The sequence below is a fragment of the Streptomyces sp. NPDC091271 genome, assembly GCF_044757505.1.
GTDB lineage: Bacteria > Actinomycetota > Actinomycetes > Streptomycetales > Streptomycetaceae > Streptomyces.
Genome location: NZ_JBIVVD010000010.1, coordinates 263,912 through 281,825, shown reverse-complemented (window position 1 = coordinate 281,825; position 17,914 = coordinate 263,912). Strand labels below are relative to the sequence as shown.

Here is a 17,914-nt window from a genome sequence, read left to right as displayed (position 1 = left end):
CCCACCCCGGACCGTCAGGGCTTGGCCGAGCGGTAGTAGCGCTTGGCGCCCTCGTGCAGCGGCAGCGGATCGGTGTAGATGGCCGTCCGCAGGTCCACCAGCTGCGCCGAGTGCACCTCGCGGCCGATCCGGTCCCGGCTGTCGATCACGGTCCGGGTGAACGCCTCGGTCGTCAGCGGATCCGTGCGGTCCGTGGTGATCAGCAGATTGGAGACGGCGACCGTCCGCACGGCCTGACCCTGCTGTGCGTGCAGGTAGGCGTCGGCCGGCATCACGGCCGAGCGGTAGTAGCGCGTGGACCCGCCGGCCGCCTGGAGCTGGGTGACCAGCGCGTCCTCCAGGGGCACCAGCCGGATCGCGAACTTCTCCGAGAGATCCTGCACCGCGCCGGTCGGCAGCCCGCCGGACCAGAAGAAGGCGTCCAGCCGGCCGTCCGCCAGCCGTTCGGGCATCGTGTCGATCCCGGCCTGGACGGGAGTGATGTCCTCCGCCGGATCGACGCCGGCCGCCTTCATCAGCCGGTCGGCGACGAGGAGCACCCCCGACCCCTTCTGTCCCACACCCACCCGCTTGCCCCGCAGGTCGGCGACCTCACGGATCCCGGAGTCGCGGGGCACGATCAGCTGGATGTAGTCGTCGTACAGCCTGACGCAGCCGCGCAGCCGGCCCGCGCCCGGTTTCCCGCTCGCAAGATAGGTGGCGACGGCGTCGGCGGTGGCGATGGTGAAGTCGGCCTTCCCCGTCGCGACCCGTTCGATGTTCTGCTGCGAGCCCTCGCTCGTCTGCAGCCGTATCGACACCTTGGGCATGTCCTTGGCCAGCGCGCCCTCCAGCCGCTGTCCGTAGCGCTGGTAGACCCCGCTCCGTACGCCCGTGGAGAACGTGAGCGAACCGCTCGGCTCCTCCTCCCCGATCGGGAGCACCCACCAGAGGAGCAGTCCGAGCACGACCACGGCGGCGGCGCCCCCCTGAAGGGTGCGTCGCCGACCGAACCGGGACAGTGCGTGCAGCATGGCGCGATCCTGCCATTTCCCTGGCCATGACGGCCAGGGCGGGGGTGGATCGACTCTGTCGCGAGGATCAGGCCGTCCCCGAAGAGGGCAGGGCGCCCTCACCGGCCGTCACTCCGGAGGCGTCGGAGTGTCGGGTCCCTGGAACATGGTCTGGATGTCCAGCTCCAACTGAATCGTGGGCCCGACAATGGCGATGCCGCGGGCGAGCATGTTGCGCCAGTTCAGCGTGTAGTCCTCGCGGTGCAGTTCGGCCGTGGCACGTGCCGCACAGCGCAGCTCTTCGCCGTAACCGCCGTTGACGGCGCCCAGGTACTGCGTGTCCAGGGAGACGGAGCGGCTGACCCCGTGCATCGTCAGCCCTCCTTGGACGGTCCAGTTGTTGCCGCCCCGGTAGGTGAAGCGCCTGCTGACGAAATGGAGGTAGGGGTAGTTCTCCACGTCGAGGAAGTCGGCCGACCGCAGATGGTTGTCCCTGGTCTTGTTGCCCGTGGTGATGCTCGAGGCATCGATGCGTATCTCTACCTGGGAGTCCTCGACGGAGGGTGCGATCCGGATGCCGCCTTCGAAGGCGGTGAAGCGGCCGTGCACATTGGCCATGCCGACGTGCTTGGCGATGAAGCGGATCGCGGTGTGCGGAGGATCGAAGAGCCAGGTGCCGGGTGCCGGGGGCTCCAGCTGCCGGGCGACGTCCAGCTGCACGCGGCCCATCGACAGGGTCTCGCCCGCGGCGATGTCGAAGGCCCAGCTGGCCGGCTGCATGCCTTCGGCCGTCATGAGCAGGCGGTATTCATCCGGGGGCAGAGCCGCGACGAACATGCCGAACAGGTCGGTGGTTCCCTTCGCCGCCGTCCGGGCCGACTTCTGGGACGTGACCGTGATCTCGGCGCCGCCGAGCGGTTGTCCCATGGGGTCGACGACCTCGCAGGTGACGGTTCCGGCCCCGGCCGGCACGGGAAGAGCGAATCTCGCACCACCACCGGAGGCCGCCCTGGATCGCCTGCCGCGGAGGAGGGAGAGGACCATCACATCAACCTTTCGAACGCGAAAACCTCAGCATAGAAACCGACCGGAACGATTCGTTCAACGGCCCTGGGCCCCTCCTCGCCCCGGGCGGCATGCGCCCGCTCTCCGCTGTGGCTCCGGCGTCCGGCAAGGCCCCGGCGCGCCACCGCCTACCCTTGTCCCATGACCAGCGGCAACCGGAGCGAAGCAGTGGACGTCCAGAAGAGCTACGAGGTACGCACTTACGGGTGCCAGATGAACGTCCACGACTCCGAACGCTTGTCGGGGCTCCTGGAGGGCGCCGGGTATGTGCGCGCCCCCGAGGGCTCCGACGGCGACGCCGACGTCGTCGTCTTCAACACCTGCGCGGTGCGCGAGAACGCCGACAACAAGCTCTACGGCAACCTCGGCCGCCTCGCCCCGATGAAGACGAAGCGTCCCGGGATGCAGATCGCCGTCGGCGGGTGTCTGGCGCAGAAGGACCGCGACACCATCGTGCGGCGTGCCCCCTGGGTGGACGTCGTCTTCGGTACGCACAACATCGGCAAACTGCCGGTGCTCCTGGAGCGCGCCCGTGTCCAGGAGGAGGCGCAGGTCGAGATCGCCGAGTCGCTGGAGGCGTTCCCCTCGACGCTGCCCACCCGCCGTGAGTCGGCGTACGCCGCGTGGGTGTCGATCTCGGTCGGCTGCAACAACACCTGCACCTTCTGCATCGTCCCGGCGCTACGGGGCAAGGAGAAGGACCGCCGCACCGGTGACATCCTGGCCGAGATCGAGGCTCTGGTCGCCGAGGGGGTCAGCGAGATCACCCTGCTCGGCCAGAACGTCAACGCGTACGGTTCCGACATCGGTGACCGCGAGGCCTTCTCCAAGCTGCTGCGGGCCTGCGGCACCATCGAGGGCCTGGAGCGCGTCCGCTTCACCTCGCCCCACCCCCGGGACTTCACCGACGACGTGATCGCGGCGATGGCCGAGACACCGAACGTGATGCCCCAGCTGCACATGCCGATGCAGTCCGGCTCGGACACGATCCTCAAGGCCATGCGCCGTTCGTACCGTCAGGAGCGCTTCCTCGGGATCATCGAGAAGGTGCGCGCCGCCATGCCGGACGCGGCGATCTCCACCGACATCATCGTCGGCTTCCCCGGGGAGACCGAGGAGGACTTCGAGCAGACCATGCACGCCGTGCGCGAGGCCCGCTTCGCGAACGCCTTCACCTTCCAGTACTCCAAGCGCCCCGGGACGCCCGCCGCCGACATGGAGGGACAGATCCCCAAGGAGGTCGTACAGGAGCGCTACATGCGCCTCTCCGCCCTCCAGGAGACGATCTCCTGGGAGGAGAACAAGAAGCAGGTCGGCCGCACCCTGGATGTCATGGTCGCGGAGGGCGAAGGCCGCAAGGACGGCGCCACGCACCGGCTCTCCGGCCGCGCTCCCGACAACCGTCTGGTCCACTTCACCAAGCCGTCCCAGGACGTACGCCCCGGGGACGTGGTGACGGTCGAGATCAGCTACGCCGCCCCGCACCACCTGCTCGCCGAGGGAACACCCCTGGGTGTCCGGCGCACCCGGTCGGGCGACGCCTGGGAGAAGCGCAACGCGACTCCTGCCGAGCGGCCCGCCGGAGTCATGCTCGGCCTGCCCGGTATCGGCGCGCCCGCCCCGCAGCCCGTGGCCGCCACCCCGGGGTGCGGCTGCGACTGAGACCGGCCCGTCTGAGTACGCTGACCGGCATGCTTGCCGCCGCCGCCGTCTGCCCCTGCCCGCCGATCCTGGTCCCCGAGGTGGCGGCGGGAGCCGCGCCCGAGCTCGACGCCGCGAGGAACGCGTGCCTCGACGCACTGGGCGTGCTCGCCGCCGCGAAACCGGATCTGTTGATCGTGGCCGGGCCGGCCGGACCTGACGGCCGCGGGCCGTTCCCCCCGGGATCGGCAGGCTCTTTCGCCGGATTCGGCGTCGACCTGACCGTGCGGCTGGGTGAGGCGCAAGGCGGATCACCCGCCCCCGGACGCCCGCTCCCCGCGTCCCTCGCCGTCGGCGCCTGGCTGCTGGACCGGGCCGGCTGGGGCGGCGCCCCGGTCGAAGGGCTCGGCGTGGGGGAGCCCCTCGCCGCCGATCGCTGCCTGCGGGCGGGAGATGACCTGGCGGCCAGGGCTCGGCGGGTGGCCCTGCTGGTCATGGGCGACGGCAGCGCCTGCCGTACGGTCAAGGCGCCCGGCTATCTGGACGAGCGGGCGGCGGACTTCGACGCGGCGGCGGCGCGCGCTCTGGGGAGCGCCGACGTGGCCGCGCTGAGCGCTCTGGACGAGTCGCTCGCGTACGAACTGAAGGCGGCGGGCCGGGCGCCCTGGCAGGTGCTCGCGGGCGCGGCCCAGGGTGCGGGACTCGGCGGGCAGCTGCTGTACGAGGACGCCCCGTACGGCGTGGGATACGTCGTCGCCGCCTGGTCGTGAGGCGCCGCCCCTGACTCTGCCCCCGCACGGACGAGGGCCGCGGAGCCAGATCGCTCCACGGCCCTCGATCGCGACGGGGCCCGGGTCAGTGTGCGGGCGGTGGCGGCGGGGTACCGCCCTCGTTCTTCTGGCCCAGGCGGTCGACCGCGTCCTTGGCCTTCTGCGTGCCGGACACGATCTTGTCGCTGTACTTGCCCTTGGTCCTCTGGTCGACCGTGCGGGCGGCCTTGTCGATGCCCTGGTCGATCTTGCCCCCGTGCTGCTGCGCGAGGTCGCCGACCTTTTCCTTGGCCGGGGCCAGCTTGGCCTTCAGGTTGTCCAGGAAACCCATGGGTCACCTTCCGTGCTGGGGGACTGTGGTCACATTTTACTCGTCCGTGAGAAAACGCGCGTTACTCGCCGTGTCCGTCCGTGCCCTCTCTCCCGGTCGGAAGGCGTCCCGAAGTTTGGGAGACTGTTTCGGTGAGAAGACCAGCTCCCACCCCCCGCGTCATCACAATCGTCGGTCCCACCGCGGCCGGAAAGTCCGATCTGGGAGTGTTCCTCGCCCAGCAGCTCGGTGGTGAAGTGGTCAACGCCGACTCCATGCAGCTCTACCGGGGCATGGACATCGGCACGGCGAAGCTGACTCTTCCCGAGCGTGCCGGCGTTCCGCACCATCTCCTGGACATCTGGGACGTCACCGAGGCCGCGAGCGTCGCCGAGTACCAGCGGCTCGCGCGCATCGAGATCGACCGGCTGCTGGCCGAAGGGCGGACCCCCGTCCTGGTGGGCGGCTCGGGTCTCTACGTGAAGGGCGCGATCGACGCCCTCGAATTCCCCGGTACGGACCCCGGCGTACGCGCCCGGCTCGAACAGGAGCTCACGGAGCACGGCTCCGGCGCCCTGCACGCCCGGCTCGCGGCCGCGGACCCCGAGGCGGCCCGCGCCATCCTGCCCGGCAACGGCCGCCGTATCGTCCGAGCCCTGGAGGTCATCGAGATCACCGGCAAGCCCTTCACGGCCAATCTGCCGAGCGGCGAAGCGGTCTACGACGCCCTCCAGATCGGTGTGGACGTCGAACGCCCCGAACTCGACGAACGTATCCGTACCCGCGTGGACCGGATGTGGGAGGCCGGGCTGGTGGACGAGGTGCGTGACCTGGAGGCCCGGGGGCTGCGCGAGGGACGCACCGCCTCGCGCGCGCTGGGCTACCAGCAGGTGCTCGCCGCTCTCGCGGGGGAGTGCACCGAGGAGGAGGCACGCACGGAGACCGTACGGGCCACCAAACGCTTCGCGCGCCGGCAGGACTCCTGGTTCCGGCGCGACCCGCGCGTCCGGTGGCTGAGTGGTGCCGAGGAACAGCGCGGAGAACTCCCGCGCCGGGCGCTGGCGTTGGTCGAACGAGCGGTTACAGCCTGATCACGTGATGGCATCGGGAAGCTCCGCCCGTCATTCCGGCGGCCGGGGCCGTGCCATCATCGAGCATCGATCGACCAGTGGAGTCCGAGTTGGGAGGGCGCGTGGCGATGGAGGCCGGCCCTCGCGACACAGACAGAGACGTACCGGATACGCAGCACGACGCAGGACGCCTGAGCCCTGACGGGCCGGACGAGCACGAGGTGGCCCCTGAGGTCGAGGTCGAGCTCCGGCCCGCCCGTCGGCTGCGGATCTGGCAGCTCGCACCCATCGTGGGGCTGGCGGCGGTCGGCTCCCTGATGTTCGCCTTCCCCCTCGCCTTCGAGTTCGGCGGCGGCGGCGCCGTCGTGGCGATGCTGGGCCTGCTGATCAGCGGCTGTGCCGCGGGCTGGGGCATGATGGCCGCCCGCCGTGTCGGCCACACCTGGCCCGGCCTGCCGGCCAGGGGATCGAACGAACGGCCCGACTGGCGCGTGGTCACGCTGTACGTGGCCGTCTGCGCCGTGCTGGTGGCCCTCGCCGTCTGGCGCGTGGCCCGGCTCCGCTGACCGGCCCGGATTCCGGGAGCCCCTTCTGCGGGCAGGTGCCGGCCCGCGACGTGGCCCGGCCCTGCGGACTGTCGGCGGAGCCTCGTACAGTTGCTTCGTGAGCACTTCGCAGATCACCTTCCTCAAGGGACACGGCACCGAGAACGATTTCGTGATCGTTCCCGACCCGGACAACGCCCTCGACCTGCCGGTCTCCGTCGTCGCCCGGCTCTGCGACCGCCGGGCGGGCATCGGCGGCGACGGGCTGCTGCACGTCGTGCGGTCCGCTGCGCACCCCGAGGCGCGGGGCTTGGCCGAGCAGGCCGAGTGGTTCATGGACTACCGCAACGCGGACGGCTCGGTCGCCGAGATGTGCGGCAACGGGGTGCGGGTGTTCGCCCGCTACCTCCAGCGTGCCGGGTTCGTCGCCGAAGGTGATCTGTCCGTTGCCACGCGGGGCGGGGTCAAGCGGGTGCACATCGCGAAGGACGGCGACGTCACGGTCTCCATGGGGCGTGCCGTGCTGCCCGACGACGGCGTCACGGTCACCTTGGACGGCCGCAGCTGGGAAGCCCGCAACGTGAACATGGGCAATCCGCACGCCGTCGCGTTCGTCGAGGACCTGGACCACGCCGGAGAGCTCTCCTCCGTACCGCCGTTCAGCCCGCGGTCCGTCTACCCCGACGGGGTCAACATCGAGTTCGTCGTGGACCGCGGTCCACGGCACGTCGCGATGCGCGTCCACGAGCGCGGTTCCGGCGAGACCCGGTCCTGCGGCACCGGCGCCTGCGCGGTGGCCGTCGCCGCCGCACGCAGGGACGGCGTGGACCCGGCGGAGACCGGCGCCCCCGCGGCATACACCGTGGACCTGCCCGGTGGCACCCTGGTGATCACCGAATACCCGGACGGCGGGATCGACATGACGGGGCCCGCCGTGATCGTCGCGGAGGGCGTGATCGACCCCGCCTGGCTCGAAACGATGATCGGTTAGAGCTTCGCTCGAATGGGTGATCCGTTTCACGCTGAGCGAGAGCTGGACTGCGCCACGTGGTGGGGTCGATAGCATCAAGCACCGGCTCGGGGGTGTATCCGCATCCACCGCCGGTCGACGTTGCCGGAGGTGCCCCATGAGCGCAGAGGCCACCAATCCAGGTGCTCCCCTTCGCAAACGCGGTCGTCCACGGATCGACCTGCGCAGGCTGGGCCGTGTCGCCCTGCTCGGGCCGGTCTCCCGTGACCGGCTCCCCGACGCCATCGGGCATGTCGCGGAGGCTCATCGCGCGCACTATCCGGACGCCGACCTCGCCATCCTGCGCAAGGCGTACGTCCTCGCCGAGACCTCCCACCGCGGCCAGATGCGCAAGAGCGGTGAGCCGTACATCACGCATCCGCTGGCGGTGACCCTCATCCTCGCCGAACTCGGCGCGGAGACGACGACCCTGACGGCCTCGCTGCTCCACGACACGGTCGAGGACACCGATGTGACCCTCGATCAGGTGCGGGAGCAGTTCGGCGACGAGGTCTGCTATCTGGTCGACGGCGTCACCAAGCTGGAGAAGGTCGACTACGGGGCCGCCGCCGAGCCCGAGACCTTCCGCAAGATGCTCGTCGCCACCGGGAACGACGTCCGCGTCATGTCGATCAAACTGGCCGACCGGCTGCACAACATGCGGACACTCGGCGTCATGCGCCCCGAGAAGCAGGCGAGGATCGCCAAGGTCACCCGGGACGTGCTCATCCCGCTCGCCGAACGCCTCGGCGTGCAGGCGCTCAAGACGGAGCTCGAGGACCTCGTCTTCGCGATCCTGCACCCTGACGAGTACGAGCGCACCCAGACCCTGATCTCCGCCTGGAGCGCAGCGGAGGACCCTCTCACGGAGATCGCAGGCAGCGTCAGATCGACCCTGCGGGAAGCGGGCATCAGCGCAGAAGTGCTCATCAGGCCGCGTCACTTCGTGTCCGTGCACCGGGTGAGGATCAAACGCGGCGAGATGCGGGGCACCGACTTCGGACGGCTGCTGGTGCTGGTCGGGGAGGACGCCGACTGTTACGCGGTCCTGGGCGAACTGCACACGTGTTTCACCCCGGTCATCTCCGAGTTCAAGGACTTCATCGCGGCGCCCAAGTTCAACCTCTACCAGTCGCTGCACACGGCGGTCGTCGGACCGGAGGGCGCGGTCGCGGAAGTCCTGATCCGTACACACCGGATGCACAAGGTCGCCGAGGCGGGTGTCGTCGCGCTCGGCAACCCGTACACCCAGGACGGCACCACCGCCGCGCACCAGGCCGAACCCGCCGACGGCGAGCGCGCCGACCCGACCAGGCCCGGCTGGCTCTCCCGCCTCCTGGACTGGCAGGAATCGGCGACCGACTCCGACACGTTCTGGACCACGCTGCGCGCCGACCTCGCACAGGACCGGGAGATCACGGTCTTCCGCACCGACGGGGGCACCCTCGGACTGCCCGCCGGCGCCAGCTGCGTCGACGCCGCGTACGCGCAGTACGGCGAGGAGGCGCACGGCTGCATCGGAGCCCGCGTCAACGGCCGGCTGGCCACGCTGAGCACCGCCCTGAACGACGGTGACACCGTGCAGCTGCTGCTTGCCCAGGACGCCTCTTCCGGGCCCTCCCCGGAGTGGCTGGACCACGCCCGTACGCCCGCCGCCCGGATCGCGATCACGGCATGGCTCGACTCCCATCCGGACGGTGCGCAGGGCCCTCACAAGAGCAGGCCCGACGCCCCGAGGCCGCAGGCCCAGCCCGCCGACGACGCGTCGAACAGCCGGGCCAGGGCAGCCGACCGGGCTCCGATCGTGGCGGTCGGCACGCCGGGCGCACCGGTCCGGCTCGCAGGGTGCTGCACCCCCGTCCCGCCCGACGGCATCATCGGATTCACGGTGCGCGGCGGCGCCGTCACCGTGCACCGCGAGGAATGTCCGGCGGTGGCCCGGATGCGGGCGATCGGCCGGCCGGCCGTAGAGGCACGCTGGAACGACCCGGGCGACCGGAGCGGCACCCCCGACTACCGGGTCACCCTCGTCGCCGAGTCCTTCGGACGCCCCCGGCTCCTCGCCGACCTCACCGAGGCCATCGCGACGGCGGACGCCGCCATCGTCTCGGCGACCGTCGAGCCGCCCAGCGAACAGCGCGTCCGTCACACCTACACGCTGCAGCTGCCGGACGCGGCGGGACTGCCGGGCCTCATGCGGGCGATGCGCGACGTACCCGGCGTGTACGACGTGAGCCGCGCCCAGCAGCCGGCCGCCACCGGCTGACACCCTGTCCCTCCGGGGCCTCTCCTTGCCGCTCCCCGGCGACCCCGTTCGGGTGGTGCGGCGCGCGCCACCCCCGCGTGGACGGCGCGCGCTGGTAGCCGTAGTCCATGCCGCTCACCTCCCGCCGACTGCGTGCCGCTCTGCTGGCCACCGCGTCGGTCACCCTCGTCGCCGCCACCCTGCCCGCCCCCGAACCGCTCGGCATCGGCGACCGACTCTTCCCCCATCTCGGTAACCCGGGCTACGACGTCCTCTCGTACGACATCTCGCTCACCTACAAGGGCCGCAACACGGAGCCCCTCGACGCCGTCACCACGATCGACGCGCGGACCACCGCACCGCTGGAACGGATCAACCTCGACTTCGCGCGGGGCGCCGTCCGCTCCGTCGAGGTCGACGGGCTGAACTCGGAGTTCGCCACCGCCGGTGAGGACCTGATCGTCGACGCGCCCTCGCGGATCCCGGCCGGGGTGCCCGTGCGGATCACCGTCCGGCATACGAGCGACCCCTCGGGGGACCGGGCCAACGGAGGTTGGGTGCCGACCGCCGACGGCCTCGCGATGGCGAACCAGGCCGACGCCGCCCACCGGGTCTTCCCCGGCAACGACCACCCCGCCGACAAGGCGTTCTTCACCTTCCGGGTGACCGCGCCGAAGGACCTCACGGTCGTGGCGGGCGGCCTCCCCGCCGGGAAGCGGGGCCACGCGGGCGCGACCACCTGGACCTACCGCACGGAGCACCCGATGGCGACGGAACTCGCCCAGGTGTCCATCGGCCGCTCAGCCGTCCTCCGCCGCACCGGGCCCCGCGGACTGCCGGTACGCGACGTGGTGCCCACGGCCGACCGCGCGAAGCTGGAGCCCTGGCTCAAGAAGACCCCTGCGCAGCTGGCCTGGATGGAGAAGCAGGTCGGCCCGTACCCGTTCGAGACGTACGGACTCCTCGTCGCGGACACCGAGACGGGCTTCGAGCTGGAGACGCAGACCCTCTCGCTCTTCGAACGCTCCCTGTTCACCGGAGACGGATATCCCGAGTGGTACGTCGACTCGGTCATGGTGCACGAGCTCGCCCACCAGTGGTTCGGCAACAGCGTCTCCCCGCGGTCCTGGTCCGATCTGTGGCTCAACGAGGGCCACGCCACCTGGTACGAGGCCCGCTACGCCGAGGAACACGCGCAGAAGCCCATGGAACGCCGGATGCGCGAGGCCTACGCCCGCTCCGACACCTGGCGCGCGGCGGGCGGTCCGCCCGCGCGCCCCGACGTGCCCACCCCCGACCACAAGATCAGCCTCTTCAGGCCGGTCGTGTACGACGGGAGCGCGCTCATCCTGTACGCGCTGCGCGAGGAGATCGGCGAGGCCGCGTTCGACCGCCTCGAGCGGACCTGGGTACGCGTCCACAGAGACGAATCGGCGACCACCGAGCAGTTCACGGACCTGGCGTCGAGGATCGCGGGACGGGACCTGACGGCGTTCTTCGACGGGTGGCTGTACGGGAAGAAGACCCCGCCGATGCCGGGGCACCCGGACTGGCGCAGCGAGACGCCCCGGAACGCCGCGGGCGGGCAGAGCCCCGCGCGGGCGCCGAAACCCGAGTGACGGCCCGGGCGGGGACATGCCACTATCGACGCGTCGGCACGGCGGCCGGCCGGTGGATCCCCTTCATGGGAATCTTCCGGCGGGGTCACGCGTTGTGACTGACGTATCGGACTTCTATCGACGTAAGGATCCAATGACCTCCTCTTCTTCCCTTCCCCAGGACGCGCAGGACGCGCAGAGCGCCACGGAAGCCAACTCCGAGAGCCTCACCGAGAGCCTTCGGGCCGACGCCCTGATGGAAGAGGACGTCGCCTGGAGCCACGAGATCGACGGAGAGCGGGACGGCGAGCAGCTCGACCGTTCCGAGCGTGCGGCGCTCCGCCGTGTGGCAGGCCTCTCCACCGAGCTCGAGGACGTCACCGAGGTCGAGTACCGACAGCTGCGCCTGGAGCGCGTGGTTCTCGTCGGTGTCTGGACATCGGGGACCGTCCATGACGCGGAGATCTCCCTCGCGGAGCTCGCTGCCCTCGCCGAGACGGCGGGTGCCCAGGTGCTCGACGCCGTGTTCCAGCGGCGGGACAAGCCCGACCCGGCCACCTACATCGGCTCGGGCAAGGCGCTGGAGCTGCGCGACATCGTTCTCGAATCCGGGGCCGACACCGTCGTCTGCGACGGTGAGCTCAGCCCCGGCCAGCTGATCCACCTGGAAGACGTCGTCAAGGTCAAGGTGGTCGACAGGACCGCCCTGATCCTCGACATCTTCGCCCAGCACGCCAAGTCCCGCGAGGGCAAGGCGCAGGTGTCGCTGGCACAGATGCAGTACATGCTCCCGCGCCTGCGCGGCTGGGGTCAGTCGCTGTCCCGGCAGATGGGCGGCGGCGGTTCCAGCGGCGGTGGCGGCATGGCCACCCGTGGTCCTGGTGAGACCAAGATCGAGACGGACCGGCGACGGATCCGCGAGAAGATGGCGAAGATGCGCCGGGAGATCGCGGAGATGAAGACCGGCCGCGAGATCAAGCGCCAGGAGCGTAAGCGCAACAAGGTGCCCTCGGTGGCGATCGCCGGATACACCAACGCCGGAAAGTCGTCGCTGCTCAACCGGCTCACCGGCGCGGGTGTCCTCGTGGAGAACGCCCTGTTCGCGACCCTCGATCCGACCGTGCGCCGGGCCGAGACGCCGAGCGGCCGCGTCTACACCCTGGCCGACACCGTCGGGTTCGTGCGGCACCTGCCGCACCACCTGGTCGAGGCCTTCCGCTCGACCATGGAGGAGGTCGGCGAGTCCGACCTGATCCTGCATGTGGTGGACGGGTCCCACCCGGTGCCGGAGGAGCAGCTCGCCGCCGTGCGTCAGGTGATCAGGGAAGTCGGCGCGGTCGACGTACGCGAGGTCGTCGTGATCAACAAGGCGGACGCGGCCGACCCGCTCGTGCTGCAGCGCCTGATGCGCGCCGAGAAGCACGCGATCGCGGTGTCGGCGCGGACCGGCGCCGGTATCGACGAGCTGCTCGCGCTCATCGACGCCGAGCTGCCGCGGCCGTCCGTGGAGATCGAGGCGCTCGTGCCCTACATCCAGGGCGCGCTCGTCTCCCGGGTGCACGCCGAGGGCGAGGTGATCTCCGAGGAGCACACACCGGAGGGCACCCTGCTCAAGGCGCGGGTCCACGAGGAGCTCGCGGCGGAGCTCGCGGTCTTCGTGCCGGTGGCTCACTGACGCGTCGGACAAGCAGGAGGCCGGGCTCCCCTCGTGAAGGGGAGCCCGGCCTCCTTGTGCTCCGGCCGGCAGCCGCTGGACCGGGGCCCCGCGGTCCTACTGTCCCGCGTACTTCTTGCTGACGGCCTCGTAGATACCCTTGGCCTCCTCGCCCAGGCGGGGGCCGGCCAGCCAGCCCGCCGTCACCGGGCCGATGGAAGTGTTGGAGACCAGGGCCGGCTTACCGTCCTGGCCCTTCGCGACCCAGCCGCCACCGGAGGAACCACCGGTCATCGTGCACCCGATGCGGTACATCGTCGGCTGCTCCTCGAAGACGGCGAGGCGGCCCGGCTCATCGGTGCACCGGAGAGCCTTCTGGCCGTCGAACGGCGGGGCCGCCGGATAGCCGGTCGCCGTCATGCTGTCGATCTCCGGGACGGCCGGGGCGTTGAAATCGACCGGGAGTGCCGAACCGACGGTCTCCTCCAGGGACTTGCCCGTCGAACCCTTCTCCGGAGCGACCTGCAGCACCGCGAAGTCGTACGGAGCTCCCTGGCCGCCGGTCGCGGCGCCCTGGTTGATCCACTGGTCGGAGGTCTGCGCCCACTGGCCCCACCACACGCCGTACGGAGCGATCTGCTCCTTCGTCGCGTTCTGCAGCTCTGCCGTCGACATACCGCTGTCGTTGTACGAGGGAACGAAGGCGATGTTGCGGTACCAGCCGCCGTTCTTGCCCGCGTGCACGCAATGCCCGGCCGTCCAGACCATGTTGGACTTGCCCGGGTGGGCCGGGTCCTGCACCACGGTCGCGGAGCAGACCATGGAGCCCTCGGGCCCGTCGAACAGGAGCTTGCCGGACTCGGGCGCGCTCCCGTGGTACGGCGTCCGCAGGTCCGCGGCGTCGACCGGTGCGGGGGTCGGGTCCGTCACGCCCTCGTCGCCGGAGATGTCGTTGTCGACGGGGTTCTCCGGGGCCTTGTCGGCGTCCCGCATCCGCTCCGGGTCCCAGAGGTCCTCGATGATGGGGTTGACGTAGTCCTTGGCCTCACGCAGCCACGTGTCCCTGTCCCAGTTCTTCCACTCGCCGTCCCTCCACTTGTCGAGGTCGATCCCGTGCTCCTTGAGACGGTCCTTGAGATCGTCCGGGATCACGACCTTCCCGTCGGAGGACTGGCCGGTGGAACTGCTCGGCTCGCTGATCGCGCCGTCCTCCTCCGGCCCGCAGGCCGTGGCGGAGAGCGTCAGGAGAGCGGCAAGGGCGGCCGCGGCGAACACCCGAGGGGTGCGGCGGGCGCTCCCCCCGCGGTGTGCGGTATCGGTCGGGCGCATGGGTCGCATCTGGTGATCCCCCTGGGACTTCGTCACTGACTTCGGTACCGCACTGCGGACTCGGCGTGCGCGGCAGGGCCGTTCGGCCACATCGCGCACCCTCGGAGCGGCGGCTCCGTCCCGAGTGCGGCCCCTACTATGCCGGTGCCGTTGGGGACGGTGCGCGGCAGGGCCACGGTTCCGCCTGCACAAGGATCTTCCGATTTACCCGTGATCTTCCGCGTTCCGCGTCGTTGGTACGTACGGGGGACACCCGGACAGCGTTCATCGGCGCAGTCCGCCTCGGGGGACCGTACCGATGCGCAACGCAACTGTTACCGCAGGAGGACCGAACAGCCGTGGCCGTGACCGAACCAGCTCCGGTGGCGTTTTCCCCTGCGCACGAAGGGATTCTGCGGCGTCAGGCACTACGTGAATCGGCGGCCCGCACCTATGCGCGGTCCCTGCCGATCGTGCCGGTACGCGCGCGGGGCATGACGATCGAGGGCGCGGACGGCCGGCGCTATCTCGACTGTCTGTCAGGGGCGGGCACGTTGGCCCTCGGGCACAACCACCCCGTGGTGCTCGAGGCCATCAGGAAGGTCATCGACTCCGGCGCACCACTGCACGTGCTCGATCTCGCCACACCCGTCAAGGACGCCTTCACGACCGAGCTGTTCGCCACCCTGCCCCGTGAACTGGCCGACAACGCCCGGATCCAGTTCTGCGGTCCGGCCGGGACGGACGCCGTCGAGGCGGCCTTCAAGCTGGTCCGGGCAGCGAGCGGGCGCAGTGAACTCCTCGCCTTCACCGGCGCGTACCACGGAATGACCGCCGGTGCCCTGGCCGCTTCGGGCGGGGCCACGGACGTCCGGGTGACGCGGCTGCCCTTCCCGCAGAACTACCGCTGCCCCTTCGGAACCGGCGGGGAGCGGGGCGCGGACATCGCCGCGCGCTGGACGGAATACCTCCTGGACGACCCCAAGGGCGGGGTGCCCGCTCCGGCCGCCATGATCCTGGAGCCGGTCCAGGGCGAGGGCGGGGTGAACCCGGCCCCGGACGGCTGGATGCGCCGGATGCGGAAGATCACCCAGGAGCGTTCCATCGCCCTGATCGCGGACGAGGTGCAGACCGGAGTCGGCAGGACCGGCACCTTCTGGGCGGTCGAGCACAGCGGTATCGTCCCCGACGTGATGGTGCTCTCGAAAGCCATCGGCGGCTCACTGCCCCTCGCGGTGATCGTCTACCGCTCCGAGCTCGACCTCTGGCAACCGGGCGCCCACGCCGGCACCTTCCGGGGCAACCAGCTGGCCATGGCGGCGGGCGCCGCGACCCTCGCGTACGTACGGGAGAACCAGCTCGCCGAACGTGCGGGAACACTCGGCGCGCGCATGCTCTCCCGGCTCCAGGCGCTCGGCGCTGACCATCCGAGCATCGGCGACGTCCGTGGCCGCGGCCTGATGATCGGCATCGAACTCGTCGATCCCGAGGCCGATCCGCTCACCGTCACCGCCGAGAGCGGCTCCGCCCCGCCGCCGGATCCGGCCCTCGCCGCGGCGGTGCAGCAGGAATGCCTGCGCCGCGGACTCATCGTCGAACTCGGCGGACGCCACAGCGCCGTGGTCCGACTGCTCCCTCCCCTCACTCTCACCGACGAACAGGCGACGGCGGTCGTCGACCGCCTCGCCGACGCGCTGAGAGCGGCCGAGCGCTCTCCGTACCGCCGGGCCGCTGCCGGGCCGACCCGCTGACCCCGGACCCCTCACAAGGAAGACCGCCGTGAACCCCACCCCTGCGCCCGAGGCCGACGGCCCTCTCACCAGCCAGCAGCGAGGACATGACCTGCCGGAGGGCCCTCTCGCCGTCGAGTCGACGACCGTGCCGCGTCAGAAGGCCGGTCCCCACGGCACCCCGCGTGCAGGGTCGGACGCCCTCCCGGGCGCCGTCCCGGCGGACCGCTCCGGCGACACGGTGCGGGACCCGCTGGACCATCCGGACCCGCTCCGGGCTGCGGACTCGGCCGGTACGGAGAATCTGCTGCGCTGCTGGACCAGGGAGAACGACCTGCCCCGCCCCCGGGGAAACACCCTGCGTGTTCCGCTCCCCGCGAGCGGCACCGCCCTGCTCGTTCCCGTCGCCCACTGGTCAGCGACGGGCTGGCACCGCTTCGGGACGCCGTCCCTGGAGAACGCGCCGGACGGCGCCCCGGGTGTCGACGCCGTCACCGTGGCAGCGCTGCTCAGCCGGGAGAGCGAGCGGAACTCCGGCGTGGACCTGGTGGCGAGGGTGGCCGACTCCGTACGGCACACGGCGGCCTTCATCGCCGACCGGCGCCGCACACCCACCGCGCCGCCGGAAGCCGATCTCTTCCTCACCGCCGAGCAGTCCCTCGTCCTCGGCCACCCCCTGCACCCCACGCCCAAGAGCCGCGAAGGCCTCTCCGAGTCGGAGACGCTGCTCTACTCACCCGAGCTGCGCGGCTCCTTCCCGCTCCACTGGATGGCCGTGGACCGTTCCGTGCTGGCCACGGAGTCGGCGTGGACGAAGGCCGGCCGTCCGGTCTCGGCGGAGGCGCTCCTCGCACCGCACGCCGAAGGGCTGGACCTCCCCGAAGGGACCACGACCCTCCCGCTCCACCCCTGGCAGGCCGCGGAGGTCCTGCGCCGCCCAGAGGTCGTCGCCCTGTGCGAGAAGGGTCTCCTGCACGACCTCGGTCCGTACGGCGAACGCTGGCACCCCACCTCGTCCGTCCGCACCGTGCACCGCCCGGGCTCCGACCTCATGCTGAAGCTGTCCCTGGGCGTACGCATCACCAACTCCCGCCGGGAGAACCTCCGTAAGGAGCTCCACCGCGGAGCCGAGGTGCACCGGCTGCTGCGCACCGGCCTCGCCGACCGGTGGCGGGAGGCGCACCCGGGCTTCGACATCGTCCGGGACCCCGCCTGGCTCGCCGTCGACCAACCGGACGGCAGCCCCGTCCCCGGCCTCGACGTGATGCTCCGCCACAATCCCTTCGGACCCGCCGACGACGCCGTGTGCATCGCCGGACTCACCGCCCCGCGCCCCTGGCCCGGCCGTTCCGGCACGCACTCGCGACTGGCCGACACGGTCTCCTCGCTGGCCGCGCGCACGGGCCGGACGACCGGGGCGGTATGCGCCGAGTGGTTCCTGCGCTACCTCGACCGCGTCGTCCTCCCCGTCCTCTGGCTCGACGCCCACGCGGGTGTCGCCCTGGAGGCCCACCAGCAGAACACGCTCGTACTCCTCGACCCGGACGGCTGGCCCGTCGGCGGCAGGTACCGCGACAACCAGGGCTACTACTTCCGGGAGTCCCACCGGACCGCACTGGAGCGCCGGCTCCCGGGCATCGGTGCCGTCAGCGACACCTTCGTCACCGACGCCGTCACGGACGAGCGGCTCGCCTACTACCTGGGCATCAACAACGTGTTCGGGCTGATCGGCGCCTTCGGCGCCCAGCGACTCGCCGACGAGCAGCTGCTCCTCGCCGCGTTCCGCCGCTTCCTCGAAGGCGCCGTCCCACTGGGCTCCTCCCTGCCCGCCTACCTTCTGGAGACCGGCCAGCTCCGCTGCAAGGCCAACCTGCTGACCCGGATGCACGGCCTCGACGAACTCGTCGGCCCGGTCGACACCCAGTCCGTGTACGTCACCATCGCCAATCCGCTCACCAGCGGCAAGGCATGACGGTC

14 protein-coding genes are annotated in these 17,914 nt (G+C 71.0%); 10 read left to right on the top strand and 4 right to left on the bottom strand.

What is annotated here, in order from left to right:
• Nucleotides 1–14 precede the first annotated feature (14 nt).
• Nucleotides 15–1,013, bottom strand: coding sequence for a TAXI family TRAP transporter solute-binding subunit (locus tag ACIQM3_RS35185; protein ID WP_401631821.1), 999 nt, complete (start codon nucleotides 1,011–1,013; stop codon nucleotides 15–17).
• A 108-nt stretch (nucleotides 1,014–1,121) separates the two neighbouring features.
• Nucleotides 1,122–2,036, bottom strand: a complete 915-nt coding sequence (locus ACIQM3_RS35180; protein WP_401631819.1) for a YceI family protein — start codon at nucleotides 2,034–2,036, stop codon at nucleotides 1,122–1,124.
• Between the two features lie 162 nt (nucleotides 2,037–2,198).
• Here ACIQM3_RS35180 and miaB point away from each other — a divergent pair, with 162 nt between their 5' ends.
• Both miaB and ACIQM3_RS35170 read left to right on the top strand, forming a co-directional pair.
• Nucleotides 2,199–3,719, top strand: coding sequence for a tRNA (N6-isopentenyl adenosine(37)-C2)-methylthiotransferase MiaB (miaB, locus tag ACIQM3_RS35175; protein WP_401631816.1), 1,521 nt, complete (start codon nucleotides 2,199–2,201; stop codon nucleotides 3,717–3,719).
• Between the two features lie 29 nt (nucleotides 3,720–3,748).
• Nucleotides 3,749–4,468, top strand: a complete 720-nt coding sequence (locus ACIQM3_RS35170) for a class III extradiol dioxygenase subunit B-like domain-containing protein (RefSeq protein ID WP_401631813.1) — start codon at nucleotides 3,749–3,751, stop codon at nucleotides 4,466–4,468.
• Nucleotides 4,469–4,553: 85 nt separating this feature from the next.
• On the opposite strand, the gene ACIQM3_RS35165 is transcribed toward ACIQM3_RS35170, so the two are convergent.
• Nucleotides 4,554–4,799 (bottom strand): antitoxin, encoded by a 246-nt coding sequence (locus tag ACIQM3_RS35165; RefSeq protein WP_401631810.1) that lies wholly within the window; start codon nucleotides 4,797–4,799, stop codon nucleotides 4,554–4,556.
• Nucleotides 4,800–4,930: 131 nt separating this feature from the next.
• Between ACIQM3_RS35165 and miaA the strand changes: the two genes are divergently transcribed.
• The 6 genes from miaA to hflX all read left to right on the top strand — a co-directional run bounded on the left by miaA (nucleotide 4,931) and on the right by hflX (nucleotide 12,920).
• Nucleotides 4,931–5,869, top strand: coding sequence for a tRNA (adenosine(37)-N6)-dimethylallyltransferase MiaA (gene miaA / locus ACIQM3_RS35160; protein WP_401631807.1), 939 nt, complete (start codon nucleotides 4,931–4,933; stop codon nucleotides 5,867–5,869).
• 107 nt (nucleotides 5,870–5,976) lie between these two features.
• Nucleotides 5,977–6,414 carry a hypothetical protein gene (locus tag ACIQM3_RS35155; protein WP_401631902.1) on the top strand — a complete coding sequence of 146 codons (438 nt, stop codon included), beginning with the start codon at nucleotides 5,977–5,979 and terminating at the stop codon, nucleotides 6,412–6,414.
• A gap of 97 nt (nucleotides 6,415–6,511) precedes the next feature.
• Nucleotides 6,512–7,384, top strand: coding sequence for a diaminopimelate epimerase (gene dapF / locus ACIQM3_RS35150; protein WP_401631804.1), 873 nt, complete (start codon nucleotides 6,512–6,514; stop codon nucleotides 7,382–7,384).
• Nucleotides 7,385–7,520: 136 nt separating this feature from the next.
• The gene (locus ACIQM3_RS35145) at nucleotides 7,521–9,668 is read left to right on the top strand and encodes a RelA/SpoT family protein (RefSeq protein ID WP_401631803.1); all 2,148 of its coding nucleotides are present in this window, start codon (nucleotides 7,521–7,523) and stop codon (nucleotides 9,666–9,668) included.
• Between the two features lie 107 nt (nucleotides 9,669–9,775).
• Entirely contained in the window at nucleotides 9,776–11,266 is a 1,491-nt protein-coding gene (locus ACIQM3_RS35140) for a M1 family metallopeptidase (protein WP_401631800.1), read from the top strand.
• 133 nt (nucleotides 11,267–11,399) lie between these two features.
• On the top strand, nucleotides 11,400–12,920 hold the full coding sequence (hflX, locus tag ACIQM3_RS35135; RefSeq protein ID WP_401631797.1) for a GTPase HflX: 1,521 nt from the start codon (nucleotides 11,400–11,402) through the stop codon (nucleotides 12,918–12,920).
• A 96-nt stretch (nucleotides 12,921–13,016) separates the two neighbouring features.
• Here hflX and ACIQM3_RS35130 read toward each other — a convergent pair whose 3' ends face one another.
• Nucleotides 13,017–14,228: a trypsin-like serine peptidase gene (locus tag ACIQM3_RS35130; RefSeq protein ID WP_401631795.1), complete on the bottom strand. Its 1,212-nt coding sequence runs from the start codon at nucleotides 14,226–14,228 to the stop codon at nucleotides 13,017–13,019.
• 338 nt (nucleotides 14,229–14,566) lie between these two features.
• On the opposite strand from ACIQM3_RS35130, the gene ACIQM3_RS35125 reads away from it, so the two are divergent.
• Together ACIQM3_RS35125 and ACIQM3_RS35120 are read left to right on the top strand one after the other, a co-directional pair.
• Complete coding sequence (locus ACIQM3_RS35125; protein ID WP_401631792.1) at nucleotides 14,567–15,958, top strand: diaminobutyrate--2-oxoglutarate transaminase family protein; 1,392 nt, start codon at nucleotides 14,567–14,569, stop codon at nucleotides 15,956–15,958.
• 28 nt (nucleotides 15,959–15,986) lie between these two features.
• Entirely contained in the window at nucleotides 15,987–17,909 is a 1,923-nt protein-coding gene (locus tag ACIQM3_RS35120; RefSeq protein ID WP_401631790.1) for an IucA/IucC family protein, read from the top strand.
• The last annotated feature ends 5 nt before the right edge of the window (nucleotides 17,910–17,914 follow it).

Bases quoted from the DNA above. Each gene is read 5' to 3' on its own strand.
- ACIQM3_RS35170 (WP_401631813.1), top strand. From the start codon at position 3,749: ATGCTTGCCGCCGCCGCCGTCTGCCCCTGCCCGCCGATCCTGGTCCCC.
- ACIQM3_RS35155 (WP_401631902.1), top strand. From the start codon at position 5,977: ATGGAGGCCGGCCCTCGCGACACAGACAGAGACGTACCGGATACGCAG.
- ACIQM3_RS35165 (WP_401631810.1), bottom strand. From the start codon at position 4,799: ATGGGTTTCCTGGACAACCTGAAGGCCAAGCTGGCCCCGGCCAAGGAA.
- hflX (WP_401631797.1), top strand. From the start codon at position 11,400: ATGACCTCCTCTTCTTCCCTTCCCCAGGACGCGCAGGACGCGCAGAGC.
- ACIQM3_RS35185 (WP_401631821.1), bottom strand. From the start codon at position 1,013: ATGCTGCACGCACTGTCCCGGTTCGGTCGGCGACGCACCCTTCAGGGG.
- miaB (WP_401631816.1), top strand. From the start codon at position 2,199: ATGACCAGCGGCAACCGGAGCGAAGCAGTGGACGTCCAGAAGAGCTAC.
- ACIQM3_RS35140 (WP_401631800.1), top strand. From the start codon at position 9,776: ATGCCGCTCACCTCCCGCCGACTGCGTGCCGCTCTGCTGGCCACCGCG.
- ACIQM3_RS35145 (WP_401631803.1), top strand. From the start codon at position 7,521: ATGAGCGCAGAGGCCACCAATCCAGGTGCTCCCCTTCGCAAACGCGGT.
- ACIQM3_RS35130 (WP_401631795.1), bottom strand. From the start codon at position 14,228: ATGCGCCCGACCGATACCGCACACCGCGGGGGGAGCGCCCGCCGCACC.
- ACIQM3_RS35180 (WP_401631819.1), bottom strand. From the start codon at position 2,036: ATGGTCCTCTCCCTCCTCCGCGGCAGGCGATCCAGGGCGGCCTCCGGT.